The organism is Bacteroides sp. 3_1_13 (assembly GCF_001185845.1).
Lineage (GTDB): Bacteria > Bacteroidota > Bacteroidia > Bacteroidales > Bacteroidaceae > Bacteroides > Bacteroides xylanisolvens.
This window is the reverse complement of record NZ_KQ236955.1, coordinates 2,192,104-2,206,645: the sequence shown is the minus strand read 5'-3', so window position 1 is coordinate 2,206,645 and position 14,542 is coordinate 2,192,104. Positions and strand designations below refer to the sequence as shown.

Below are 14,542 nucleotides of genomic sequence, written 5' to 3'. Positions count from 1 at the left end.
TCCTTTATTGATTATTCGTTGATTCCGTTAGTTAATGAATAAGGTTTATCCTCCGGTGATAATCCGCGACGTTTGTTAGGTGACGCCCCCATCTTGAATTCAAGCACGCCTCCTTTCAAAATGTCTTCATGTGTAATGTACATCTTGTCGTATACCTTACCGTTCAATTTCAGCGACTGCACGTAACGTTTCTTGTCGCTGACACCCGGCGCTTTGATCTCCAATGTCTTTCCATTAGGAAGCGTCATCTTCAGATAAGGCAGGTAGGGCGCTCCCAATACATACTGGTCTGTACCAGGACAAACCGGATAGAAGCCCATCACGGAGAAAAGGTACCATGCTGACATCTGTCCGCAATCATCATTTCCACCCAATCCGTTAATATCATTCTTATACATCTTATTCAGAATCTCACGCAGCCAGTACTGTGATTTCCACGGCTGGGAAGTCCACGCATATAGATAAGGAACATGGTGGCTCGGTTCATTACCATGCACATATCCGCCGACCAAACATTCTTCAGTAATATCCTCATTATGCTCATAGTACTTCTCCGGCAGATGCATGGAGAACAGTTCATCCAATTTCTGCACGAACGTCCCTTCTCCTCCCATCAAGTCGATCATGCCAAATACATCGTGTGGCACATGAAAAGAGAAATTCCATGAATTGCCTTCAATAAAACCTTCACCATAGGTTTGCAATACATCAAACTCTTTCTTGAAAGAACCGTCACTATAACGGGGACGTGCAAAACCAATACTTGTATCATAGATAGTACGATAATTGAGGGCACGCTTTCGGTAAGTCTCCGCTATTTCCTTGTTACCTGCCTTCAAAGCTGTCTGATAGATAGTCCAATCGTCGTATGCATACTCCAAAGTAGAAGAAGCTGCTGTACCACTTTTGTCAAGCGGAATATATCCCAGCTTCATATAATCAGCTATACCTTCATAATACGGAACGGTGGATGTACTGACCATTGCCGCCAATGCCTCATCCACATTCGAAAAGACGCCTTTGGTTATTGCATCCGCCAGTACAGACACAGCATGATAACCGCTCATACACCAGTTTTCATTTCCCATCAGACTCCATATCGGCAACATTCCGTGCACGCTTTGTTGCTCATGTTTAATCATGGATTCCACCATATCCGCATTGCGTCCCGGTTTCACCAGATTCAGGAAAGGATGTTCCGCACGATAGGTATCCCAAAGGGAAAATATAGTATAGTTGGTGAATCCTTCCGCCCGGTGTATGTTATGATCCAGCCCACGATAGGAACCGTCTACATCCATATACACAGACGGATTAATCATGGTGTGGTAAAGAGAAGTATAGAACATTGCTTTCTGATCGGGCGTACCTTCGATCTCGAAATGCTTCAGTTCACTATTCCAATCTGTACGAGCAGCTTCCGCCAACTGTTCGAAACTCTTTCCGGAAGCCTCGGCATGCAGATTCTTAATGGCCCCTTCCGTACTGACTGCCGACAATGCCACTTTTACAACCAGTTCCGAATTGTTAGCGGTATCGAAGTTAAAGTAAGCCACGATTTTTCGACCTGTGATTTCGGGGAAGTTCTTTTCCAACTTAAAACGACGCCAAAAGCCATTGTACAATACTTTTTCCTTATCCTTATATCCGTAGTCTTTAATCGGCTGTGACAAAGAGATAGCAAAATAGGTATAATTCGTACGCGCCCATCCATTGGTGATACGATATCCGGTCAACAGAGTATCGTTTTCGACTCTCAAATTGGCCCATAGAACTTTGCCGTCATAATTATAAATACCATGCACCAGATCCAAAATCAAATGACCATCTTTTCCTTTCGGGAAGGTATATTTATGTATACCCGTCCGTTGTGTTGCTGTCAGTTGGGCCTTAATGCCATAATCGTCCAGTATCACTTCATAATATCCGGGAACAGCTTTTTCTGTAGCATGGTCAAAACGTGAACGGTATCCCTCTTCCGGATAATCCGCCCGACCGGGATTTAACTTCACATCGCCAACAGCAGGCATCAACAAGATGTCTCCCAAGTCAGAATGTCCCGTACCACTAAGATGAGTGTGACTGAAGCCAACAATGGTCTTGTCCCTATATTGGTAACCGGCACAATACTCGTAGGCATTTTTCTGATAAGCTCCATTTACATTATGCGGAATTGTGTCTGTGTCCGGACTCAACTGTACCCATCCGAAAGGAGTGCAAGCACCGGGAAAAGTGTGCCCCATCCCATTGGTCCCGATAATCGGATTCACATAGTCTACCGGCTGTTGGGCTATGGCGGACAAAGTTGCTGCCGCCATAGTCATCATCAATACTTTCTTTCTCAAATTATTCATATCAGCTTACTTTGCGTCACGAGAGAATGAATACGGGAAGTCTGATTCGTTGATACCTCTTCCCTTATTCGGTTTGTTATCCATATCAAACACCAGACGACCGCCTTTCAACAGATCGAAATGGTTCAGATAATTCTTTGTATAATTCTTGCCATTATAATTCAATGAACGAATATAACGATTATCATCGTTATTCTTCGGGGCGGAGATTTCCAGTTTCTTGCCGTTCTCCAGTGTAATCGTTGCTTTCTTGAAGTAAGGAGCTCCCATTACATATTCATTGCTGCCCGGACATACCGGATAGAAACCCAATGCAGTAAATACATACCAAGCCGAAGTCTGTCCATTATCTTCATCTCCACAATAACCGTCCGGAGTAGGAAGATAGAGGCGGTTCATCGTCTCACGCAACCAATATTGGGCTTTCCACGGTTCGCCGGCATAGTTATACAAGTAGATCATGTGCTGGATAGGTTGGTTGCCATGTGCATAGTTACCCATGTTAGCAATTTCCATTTCACGAATCTCGTGAATCACTCCTCCATAATAGCTATCATCAAATACAGGAGGAAGATTGAACACAGAATCAAGCATACTGACAAACATCTTCTTGCCGCCCATCAGATCAACCAGTCCTTGTACATCGTGGAATACCGACCATGTATAATGCCAACTATTTCCTTCCGTAAAGGCATCTCCCCATTTAAAAGGGTTGAAAGGAGTCTGGAAAGTTCCGTCAGAATTCTTTCCCCGCATCAACTTAGTTTCCGGATCGAACAGATTACGGTAGTTCTGACTCCTTTTCTTATAAACATCCAGTTCTTCTGCCGGACGGCCTAATTTTTCACCCATACGGTAAATGCACCAGTCATCGTATGCATATTCCAATGTGCGTGCCGCATTCTCATTAATTTTCACATCGTATGGCACATAGCCCAGTTTGTTATAATATTCATATCCACGGCGTCCGGTAGTAGAAACTTTCGGATGTACGCTATTGGCCCCTTTCAGTAGGCCTTCGTACATTTTTTCTGCATCCGCTTTGGTTACATTCTTCATGAAGGCATCCGCCACTACAGAAGCTGAATTGTTCCCAACCATACAACCACGATGGCCCGGGCTTGCCCATTCTGGAAAGAATCCACTTTCAAGATAGGTATTCAACAGGCCTTCCTGCATCTTCTCACCCATTGAAGGATATATCAAATTAACAAATGGAAACAAGCAACGGAAAGTATCCCAGAATCCAGTGTCGGTAAACATATATCCCGAACGGATTTCACCATTATAGGGGCTGTAATGCACAGTTTCTCCCTTACCGTTTACCTCGTAAAACATACGGGGAAACAACACCGAACGATACAAGCAAGAGTAGAACGTACGCATACGGTTCTCATCGCTGTCTTCAACCTTGATACGCCCCAAGACATTGTTCCATGCCTTACGACCGGCCTCTTTTGTCTGTTCAAAAGTCTTATTACCAATTTCCTTCAAGTTCAGTTCCGCCTGTTCGGGGCTGATGAATGAGGATGCCACTTTTGCATGCACTTGTTCTCCTTTTTTCGTCGAAAATCCGATAGCAGCACCCACGTGATTGGATTGTAGTTCGAGATGTGTTTCAACCAAATGATAGTCTGCCCATACTTTATTGAAAGTAAAAGGCTTGTCGAACTCTATCACAAAGTAATTTTTAAAGTTTTGAGGAACACCGCCACTATTGCGTGTCGTATAACCAACTATTTTATTTTCTTCGGGAATCACCTTCACATACGAACCGCGGTCGAAAGCATCTACCACCACATAGGCATCGGAGGTTTCAGGGAAAGTGAAACGGAAATATGCGCAACGTTCCGTCGGAGCTATTTCAGTTGTCATGTCATACTCTGACAAATAAACACTATAATAATAAGGAGTGGCTTTCTCTGCCTTATGAGAGAACCAGGAAGCACGACTGTCCTGATCGATCTTCAACTGTTTAGTCATCGGCATGATTGAGAACTGACCGTAGTCATTGATCCACGGACTAGGCTGATGGGTTTGCTTGAAACCTCTGATTTTGTCGGATGCATAAGTGTAAGCCCAACCGTCACCCATCTTTCCGGTTTGTGGCATCCAGAAGTTCATTCCCCAAGGCAACGCGATGGCAGGATATGTATTCCCATTAGATAGTGATATTTTCGAATCAGTTCCCATTAAAGGATTCACATAGTCTACCGGTTGCTTTTGCGCAAAGGTAGAGGAAGCTCCCAATAGCAGGGCTATTGCGATAGATAGTAGTTTCTTTTTATTCATGGTCTACGAATTAAGCTATTAATTAAATTATCAAGTCTTTTTTATTTACGTTACAAATTAAAGCATCTTTCTGCAATTATCAGTCCTCTGATACGCCAAAATAAGAAAAAAATAGCATATGGTCAACCAAAGGATACGAGCGTCAACGAGAGTACAAGTTAAATAAGTGAGAATCAGGATGTAATATTTATGTGCATACCACGAGAGTACAACCGGAGGACTAACTGTTTAAGCAATAGAGAGAGGATAATTTACCTTTACCCTCTCTCCAATTCTATCAGAAACAAATATTTATTATTACCTAATTAATTCCACCCTGGGTTCTGATGTCCTTCCAACGCAGGATTAGCCTGAATTTCATCTAACGGGATAGGCCATAACAAAGCATATTCAGGAATGGCACCGGCTCTTGTGCTTCCATCGGGCTTGTTTTGAATTTGAGCCGATGCAAGAGCAGTCCATTTCAATTTTCCTGATTCGGTAGATGCTTCCGGATACAAACGAGTACGACGAATGTCATCCCAAATCTTAAATTCCAACGGTAACTCATGCAAACGTTCAGTCAAAATCGATTGTATTAAATCGTTTCCTGTAGCCGTCTCATCTGCCAATCCAGCACGTTTACGCACTTGATTGAGATAATATTTAGCTCCACCGACAGCATTATCTTCATGATTTGTACGTGCCAGACCTTCGGCCGCAATCAGCAAGACTTCCGCAAAACGGAATACCGGCATATTATAATCACCGTCGTGGCCGCTAATCAAAGCATTTTCATCAAACCATGCCCAGTTGCCTGCATTATTCAAAGTATGAGTATTTCCTTCAGCATCGGTATATTGCTTAAAGAAGAACTGTTTCTCATGTCCTCGAATATCATTAGAGGCATAGCTGTTAAGCAACATATCACAGGGAAGGTATGCATTATACAGCACGTCTCCTCCCGGATGGAACACTCCCCACTGAAAAGCATCTGTACCAATAGAACGACAAGCATAAGAGTTACCTACACTATAATCACTATAATTATATTCTTTAGCATAAATGATTTCAGCAGATTCTTTCGTTGTCTTAATCACATTATACGCAGAGTTCAAATCATCAGTCGTTCCATTCGGATGAATAAGTCCGTGAGGACTATCATTAATCACTTTTAATGCCATCTGTGCAGCTTTTCCATAATAGTCTGCCCCCCCGTTTAACGGTGCACCAGCCCATTGTAAATAAACTTGTGCCAGCAAAGTCTGCGCCATTGCCCTAGTAACATAACAGCCATTTTCATAGAACGTTTTATTCGGCAATGCATCCCCGTTGACAATATCCAGCAAGTCGGCTTCAATTTTCTTATAAACCTCTTCAGCAGAAAGACGTTCTTTGTACATACCTTCTGTAGATGTGTAAGGTTCTGAAATATAAGGAACACCACCAAATTCTTTGACCAGCCAAAAATATCCGTATGCACGGAAGAATTTACCTTGAGCCACATAATTATTAATAGTAGCTTCATCCAGCACCCCGGTCATTGTCGGAATATTGGCAATAACAAAGTTGGCACGTGAAATACCTTTATAAAACTCATGCCAGTATTTCATTGCAATATCATCAAAAGATTCAATATTGAAGTTACACCCTTCGGATGCCGTAGTAAATGTTCTATCCTTACGCTTATCAACGTACAATCCGGACACAATACCACCCCACATTGTCGCTTTAGGAGTCCAGCCACCGCCTACATCAGTGTTGTGTAAATAAGGTACACCACCAAAATACAATGCGTTCACACCTGACTCCGCATCAGCTTTCGTCTTCCAGAATTGGTCAGATGACTTCATATCCAATGGTTCTTCTTTCAGGAAATCGTCGCATGAATTCAACAACACAGAAAGTGAACACATACAAAATGCAGATATATATACTTTTAATAGTTTCATAATTCTTATAGTTTTTATAACGGTGAATTAAAATGCTACATTAAGACCGAACGTAAACGTTCTCGGACGCGGATAGGTGAAGAATTGGCGGTTAGCCCCCCATTTGTTGTCACCTAAACGAGATGAGTTATCCGGATCGTATCCGTTATAGTCCTTAGAAGTAATCAGGAACGCGTTATTCACATTCGCATACAAACGCAATGAAGACAGACCGATCTTCTTAATCAGTGTTGGATTGAAGGTATATCCGAGCTGAATCATGTTACAACGCAAATAAGAACCATTGCAAACCCAGTCATCATCTGCCTGGTTATTAGCTCCCTGACCAAAGTTATTCAGACGAATTGCCTGTTCTTTACCCGACGGATTGAGAGTTGGATGCCATGCTTCCTTATAAAGACGGTCTATACCGTTAGTCAGGAAACGGGCTACAGTAGAGTGATAATATTCTTGCATCACGTCTACCCCCCATGTAAACTGGAAGTCTAAAGTCAAATCGAAACCTTTATAATTGAAGGTATTGATAAATGAGCCCATCCAGTCAGGCAATCCGTTACCAATAATTTCGCGTTTCTTATAAGTTACCTTTTCACCGATAGTGGAAGGTATGTTCATTGTCTCCGGATCCCAGTTAGACGGAATACCATCGTAGATACCGGCGCGCTTATAACCATAGAAAGAAGAAAGCTCTTCACCTTCACGGATCAACATATCGTAACCCACAAAACCGTCGGTCGTAATCTGACGCTTACCGGTGACAGGATCAACAGATGCACTTTCATCCAACTTCTCTACACGGTTTTTGTTGAAACCTAAATTAAGAGTGGAAGTCCACTGGAAATCATGTGTCTGAATAGGATATGCTGTAACCAGAATATCTAAACCACGATTGGAAACGGCTCCAATATTATCCATAATGGAAGAGTAGCCTGTTGATTCAGGAACCGGACGGTCGAGCAACAAATCTGAAGTATATTTATAATAATAGGAAATATCGAAATTCAGTCTGTTATTGAATAAACCCAACTCGAATCCTAAGTCCCACTGTCCAGTCTTTTCCCATTTCAAGTCAGGATTAGGCATATTATCCAGATAAGACACAACGTGCAAAGCATCACCAATAATCGTATTTGACTGGCTTACCGTGGCCAATGACTTATAAGTACCGATTTCCGAGTTACCTGTCACACCGTAAGAAGTATGCAATTTTAGTTTGCTAATCAATGAGTTGTCTTTCAAGAAGTCTTCATTAGAAATCATCCAGCCCAAACCTACTGACGGAAAAAATGCATATTTATTGTTCTGTCCGAATTTGGAAGAGCCATCATAACGACCGGTTACGGTAGCCATATACTTGTTGTCATAAGAATACGCTAGACGCAAGAAATAAGAATTCATTGCCCACTTGTCGTAATCACTGCCAACAGAAGGACGATTCGTTCCGGAACCTAAATTATAATATCCGTAGAAGTCATCAATATACTTACTGTCGGAAGCTTCGAATTTGGTATAATTATACTCTTGCCAAGACATACCCGCCATTGCATTAATGTGATGTTTGTTTATATCTTTCACATAAGTCAAATAGGTTTCTTCCTGCCAATACAAAGAGTTGGAGTTATTTGCAGAAGCTGCTCCCTCGGAACTTTGATTAATCATCGGACGCGGAGTGAACGGCGTATAGTTAGCATCACGATTATTGTGGTAGTCGATACCGAACTGGGTCTTCAAATCCAATCCTTTCATGAGATGGAAAGTCAAAGCAGCATTACCAAAAATCTGCGTACGATATTGCATAGCCTGCATCCGTTCGAGCAACTCAACGGGATTACCTACACCTTCCGGGCTGAATCCTTGTTTTCCGCTATTAGGATCAGTCTGATTATTGAGAATAGAGCTTGTATTAATAATGTTCGTCTGCGTATATTCACCATCCAGCTTAACCGGTAAGAAAGGCAACTGTTCGATCATTGTACGCAATGCGCCTTGTCCGTAAGGGTTATCAGAAGTTCTATTACCCCAAGTATGATTTACTAATAAATTAACGGAAGTAGACAACCAATCAGTCGGTTTGTCATCATACGCCAATTTTGCATTGATACGTTTGAAGTAAGAATTCAACAAAATACCCTGTTGATCGGTATAATTGATGAATGCTCCGATAGAAGATCCTTCTCCTGTACGTTGGATACTGATCTGATGGTTATGAGAGATGGCAGTGCGGGATGCTTCATCCTGCCAGTTGGTATTATATTTCGGAGAACCGTCTGCATTGAACAAACGTTCGTCTGTGAATATCTGTGACAGATCAGTTGTGAAGTTCTTGCCTTGAAATTCGTTGGCATTTTCCAATCCCTGCTTGAAGGTAGACATCCATTCGTTAGCATCCATTACATCTATTTTTCTAGCCATCTTACCGATAGACAATGAACCATCATAGGAAACATGGACTCCTTTTCCTGCATTACCGCGCTTGGTAGTCACCATGATAACACCATTCGCACCACGGGCACCATAGATGGCAGCAGAGGAAGCATCTTTCAATACTTCGATAGATTCGATATCATTCGGATTAAGCAATTCGAAGTTTGACATCACCACTCCATCGACTACGTACAGCGGTGATGCCGATGCGTTGATAGTAGAAATACCACGAATGATGACACGTGATTCTCCACCCGGCTGACCGGTATTAGAGAAGATATTCACACCGGCCACTTTACCCTTCAATCCGTCAAGCGCATTGAATGATTGTGCTTTCAGCATGTCTTTACCTTTGGCTGTGGAAATGGAACCCGTCAAGTCTGATTTGCGCATGGTACCATAACCTACAACGACTACTTCGTCCAGTGCTTTCGTATCCGATTGCAGAACTACGTTCAGAACATTACTCTTTAATTCCGAGACTTTAAATTCTTGTGTGATATAACCAATATACGAAAACACCAAGGTGGCATTGGAAGGAACAGAGAGAGTGTATTTACCGTTAATGTCAGTGATTGTTCCTGTACTACCGTTTTTAACTTTCACCGTACCACTGATAACCGCCTCTCCCTGATCATCGGTTACCGTACCGGAGATTGATTTTACAGATTGAGCATTCATGCCCAAACTCAACATCATACCTATTACAAATAAGGTAAGATACTTTAGTTTTTCATTCATAATTCCTTTAAATTTGATTAGTAATAAGGTTAATTCCCTTTAAAAAGATTGTTGCAAATAAAGGCTATTCGAATAAAAGTCCAATGCTCTACCTTGCCAAAAAAACGGCAAAATAAAGACACATATTTAAAGCACAGAATGGTAAATTAGAGCACAGATTAACGTACTAATAATCAACATAATAAAATCAACAAAAGGGATTTAGAGCACAAGGTTGTGACAAACAAATAAATAATAATGTTTCCCAACTAATCACCTATACGAAAGAATTTAGCCTGACAATCAGCATACCTTTCGCTGTTCCCGATAATCTTTCGGTGTCATCCCGAACCGACGGGTAAACTCTTTATAAAAATAAGACCGGCTGGAAATACCGACCTCCATAATAACATCTTGAATAGAAAGTTCTTCATCAAGTAACAGACGGGCTGCCTTTTCCATACGGTAACTCTTTATTAAATCACCGGGAGCAGTATTGGAAATTTCCTTGAATTTACGATAGAACTGACGGGAACTCATTGCCATACGATCAGCGATCAACGTTGAGCCCAGTTCTTCCTTGTCCAGGTTTTCTTCAATCACCTTTAACAATTTACGAATAAAATCAGCTTGTTCGGTAGTTGTACAGACAATCTGTCCCGCCAAATCTCCCAGTTCCTCCATATATATCTGCTTCGCTTCCCGCTTTCCATAAATAGCATTATGGACAACTTCCCGCAAGAATAATATATCATAAGGAAGTACAATATAAGAATCAGACCACAAGATCAGTTCCCGCTGAATGGCCGAACCAACTTTCCAGGTTAACAATGGAATAAAAGCTGTCTTTGAAAGCAGAGTACGATTCCGGCTAACATACTCCATAAAAGTACTTTCAGCATTGGCATACATTGTCATATCCACTAATAATAGAGCCGGAGCCGACCGACGAATTTCGTCAAAAGCAAGCTGCACACTCTTTACTTGATGAACCACATATTCATCAGCCAGGAAATTACTAATCAACCAAGTCATTTCATCTCTGTCTTCCAACAAAAGCACAGTTTTCTTCCCTTGTTCACCTGCCACTGTCAAGACCGCCGGTTCAAAGATAATCGTCAACCGACTACCACTCTCATCATTATCATAACGAAGAACGGCATGAATACGTTCCAAAGCCGACCGTACAAAACCTAAAAGTAAATGCACAGCAAACACATGATCGGAATCTTTCTCCGTCACCGAAGAAGCTTTATCTGAAAGATATTCATACAACGCTTTCGCAGTAGCATCTTTAGAAGAAAAATGTAGCTGCATCTTACCATCCTGTTCTGACATTTCTACTATTACGCCATGAGTACCTTTCATTTCAGTAATCCGGAGATAACAGCAATAAAGAATACTATATAATGCATTCTTGTAAACTGGAAATGTTAAGTGTTCCGGAATCATTGACGATATAGAAGAATGATCAATCCCTTGTTCTTCCAACGTACGCAACACCTCTTGAGAAACTCCCTGTATACTCATACGTGCAGAAACAATAAACCGATCCGGAAAGAATTGTTTAAGTTCTTCCAAAAACAGAGCGTCAGGATTAAGAAGTGCGTTCATCACAGTTTCGCGTATCAGTGACACTTTCTCAAGACATTGCTCATAAGAAAGATTCTCTGCACGCAATTGGTCACAATAATTATAAATAAGAGTAAAATCTTCAAGCATCCTACGGTTTGTATATACAGTCTCGGATTTCCGGCAACTTTCTGTCCCCATCAGTGTTTTCATCATCCGTTCCTGAAGGTAGTTTTTACGTAGTAAATATATCACGTACCCTAACAGCAACAAGAAAATGATCAAATAAACCAAATAAGCCGCCACTGATCGATACCAGGGAGAAAGGATATATACCGGAATAGAAAAATGCCGATATTCCGTATCAAATACATCCCTCTTATAGCGTACCTTAAAGATATAATCACCTGCCGGCACTCCTGTATATAAGGCTTCATTAATACTACTAAAAGAGGTCCAATCCTTATCATATCCTTCCAACTGGTAAGAATATTCTATATCTTCTCCTGATAAAAAATCCGGAACAACAAAAGAAAGTGCAAATGAAACCTCCGTCCCCTTCAACTGTAATGCCTTACCATCGTCTGTATAGTAATCTCCATCCCCCTGAACCACTTGCGTATGTCCAACAGTCAACTTACGTAACAAAATATCCGGATAAAATTCCGGAGCAGCCTGCACCTCTTTATCCAGATAAAGCAACCCGTCAATCCCACCAAAAAAAAGCTCCTGTGTATATGGACACATGTAATAAGCATCATCACTAAACTCACCGATTTGAACACCTGCACTGTAAAAGTAGGCATGTGATGAGCCATTTATCGGATTATATTTAATCAGCCCCCGATTCGTACCAAGCCATAAGAGTCCGTTCTCATCTTCAAGTACACCATGAATCATATCATTGAGCAAACCTTGCTCCCGTCCGATATAGGTAGCTTTCATCTGTTTTCCATTAGAATTCAGACATACCAACCCTGATGTTGTCCCTACATATAACAACCCTTCTTTGGTCCGATACAGGCTGAGCACATCGTCTACCGACTTATGAAGTATTTCTTTCAAAGAAATCACTTTATATTCTTCAGTCCGCTTATCAAACCGTACGAGTCCTTTCTCCCGACTGCCAAGCCACAAAATAGAATCCCCTTCGGGCAACATTGGATAGAACATCGTAATTTCTCGCTGACCGTGAAAAAAATGATAACTTTTCTGCGACTTGAAACGAATGGTACCTGCCTGCTTCTCAAGTATTAATTTATGAAAACCGGAACCGGCTGTCACCACATAAAGTACACTATCATTTTCCTCATAAATGCCATGTATCTCGGTGGGTTGTGCCGGCAGATTCTCCACAGAATGCAAAGCTTTGTCTTCAAAAGAATAGTAAAATAGTCCCGGATCTCCAGATCCTATCCAAAAGCCATCCATATAACGGCTTTGAACCAATTTATAAACAGGAAATTCTTTATTCCATCGTATATAAGACACAACATTTTGCTTACCTTCAGGAGAGTAAACTGTAACGGTAGAAGCCTCTTCATTCTCACGATAATCCGGTATATGCAACAGTCCATCACCCTTCGTCCCGAACCATAGCCCACCACTATTGTCTGTCATAACAGAACGTACCTGCCTGCTTAAGTTAGATGACAGTTGATTGAGCATCAAATTGGTGGCAATAGAATATTTCTTAGCATACATAATCGTTCCTTGTCCGTCTGAAGCAACCCATAGGACATTCTGATGAGGATCTCGATAAATACTATATATACGTACATTCCGGTCGACCACTTCTTCTTTATATTTTTGTGAAGTACGGAGACGGACTAACCCATTCGTTCGAAAACCAATAATAATATCTTCATAGAAAAGGGCTATTCCTGCAATAGTTCCATTCTTCTGCACTAATGAAGAAAGGTTACGAATATAAATTTTAGATTGTCGGGAAATATCATAAACATAAAGATCATGCTCACTATCGATAAAACAAAGAACACCATTCTGATAAAAGACATCTTCAATAGGTTTCGCATGAAAATTAGTAGATGAAACAGTTGAATGAATTGATAATGTGTCACAATCAAAAGCATCCTGCGAAACCTGTAACAGCTCCCCTGTTTGTTGAGTGAAAATCCACAAAACACCATCATCCGTGACGAACGCCCGTTTATCCATATCCTCTACGGGTACTTTCAGATTCTTAATCTGTACAAATCGTTTATAAGATGTATTATAGTAGAAAATTCCACCATGACTCACCACCCATGTGTTTCCTTTAGAATTGGAATGTAGATAATAATCATCTGTAAAGTCATAATATCCGACAACTTGCCGTGAATCCTGTGAAAGACGATTAATCCCCAAATGAGTAGAAATCCACAAACAATTATTATCCGCCTGCTGAATAGAATGGATTACGTTGTTACTCAAAGCCTTGGGAGCTGAAAAATCGGAACGGAAAACTTCCATGCTTCTGCCGTCATAACAATTGACGCCATCGTAAGTACCGAACCACATCAACCCTGTATTGTCTTGAAAAAGACAAAGCACAGCGCTATTAGATAATCCTTGCTGATAATCTACTTTCCGGAAGATATATGAATCTTTACCGCCATCTGCCTGACAGATCAATGAATAAATCAATAGAACAAAAGGAAAAATCAAGCGCATTTTCATTGTGTTAATCATTAATATCATCTATTAAATATCAGGCAATCGCTTATATGTTTTGTTTCGCAGTGCGAAAAAAAATAGCCATTAATAATCGATGTCTTTGATTCTCTTTACACAAAGATACGTTTTTATACGGAAAATGCAACTCTATTTTATCAAGTACCTCTATTTTTCAACAATTACTTCACTACTAAGTTCACACAATCTAAGAGTCTGCCTCTTCCATTTTTCAATGATCTCATCATTATAAATAATAATGCAATCAGTTTTATTTTCATATCGCACGTTTATCAATATGTATATTTAAGCCATGTGTTTATCATTGATATAAGACCTATAAAGTTTTGTATACCAATTGATATTCTTGTAGTGTATCTATGCTAACGACGCAGTAAAGTAAGCTTCGTTGATTACTTCTCTCTCAACACTGCTTACTTCTCATGTAATCTATTAATAGAAAAGTTGCTCTTGATTAAGTCCAAACTTTCTTTTTATTAACAGTAAAGTTGCTTTTCATCCCTTCCAATCTATAAATGCAATCTTCATTTATAAAAACAAAGGTTCCGTTTTTAA

At 40.8% G+C, this 14,542-nt stretch carries 5 protein-coding genes; all 5 read right to left on the bottom strand.

Features of this window, described 5'->3' with window-relative positions:
* Positions 1 to 11 precede the first annotated feature (11 nt).
* Positions 12 to 2,354: a GH92 family glycosyl hydrolase gene (locus tag HMPREF9009_RS07925; RefSeq protein WP_049701844.1), complete on the bottom strand. Its 2,343-nt coding sequence runs from the start codon at positions 2,352 to 2,354 to the stop codon at positions 12 to 14.
* A 6-nt stretch (positions 2,355 to 2,360) separates the two neighbouring features.
* Complete coding sequence (locus HMPREF9009_RS07920) at positions 2,361 to 4,646, bottom strand: GH92 family glycosyl hydrolase (protein ID WP_049701843.1); 2,286 nt, start codon at positions 4,644 to 4,646, stop codon at positions 2,361 to 2,363.
* Positions 4,647 to 4,951: 305 nt separating this feature from the next.
* Positions 4,952 to 6,577, bottom strand: a complete 1,626-nt coding sequence (locus tag HMPREF9009_RS07915; RefSeq protein ID WP_004305435.1) for a RagB/SusD family nutrient uptake outer membrane protein — start codon at positions 6,575 to 6,577, stop codon at positions 4,952 to 4,954.
* A gap of 27 nt (positions 6,578 to 6,604) precedes the next feature.
* Positions 6,605 to 9,742, bottom strand: a complete 3,138-nt coding sequence (locus HMPREF9009_RS07910; RefSeq protein ID WP_049701842.1) for a SusC/RagA family TonB-linked outer membrane protein — start codon at positions 9,740 to 9,742, stop codon at positions 6,605 to 6,607.
* 282 nt (positions 9,743 to 10,024) lie between these two features.
* On the bottom strand, positions 10,025 to 13,984 hold the full coding sequence (locus HMPREF9009_RS07905; protein ID WP_049702298.1) for a helix-turn-helix domain-containing protein: 3,960 nt from the start codon (positions 13,982 to 13,984) through the stop codon (positions 10,025 to 10,027).
* Positions 13,985 to 14,542: the final 558 nt, after the last annotated feature.

Coding starts and splice junctions, on each gene's coding strand:
- HMPREF9009_RS07905 (WP_049702298.1), bottom strand. CDS start 13,984: ATGATTAACACAATGAAAATGCGCTTGATTTTTCCTTTTGTTCTATTG.
- HMPREF9009_RS07920 (WP_049701843.1), bottom strand. CDS start 4,646: ATGAATAAAAAGAAACTACTATCTATCGCAATAGCCCTGCTATTGGGA.
- HMPREF9009_RS07925 (WP_049701844.1), bottom strand. CDS start 2,354: ATGAATAATTTGAGAAAGAAAGTATTGATGATGACTATGGCGGCAGCA.
- HMPREF9009_RS07915 (WP_004305435.1), bottom strand. CDS start 6,577: ATGAAACTATTAAAAGTATATATATCTGCATTTTGTATGTGTTCACTT.
- HMPREF9009_RS07910 (WP_049701842.1), bottom strand. CDS start 9,742: ATGAATGAAAAACTAAAGTATCTTACCTTATTTGTAATAGGTATGATG.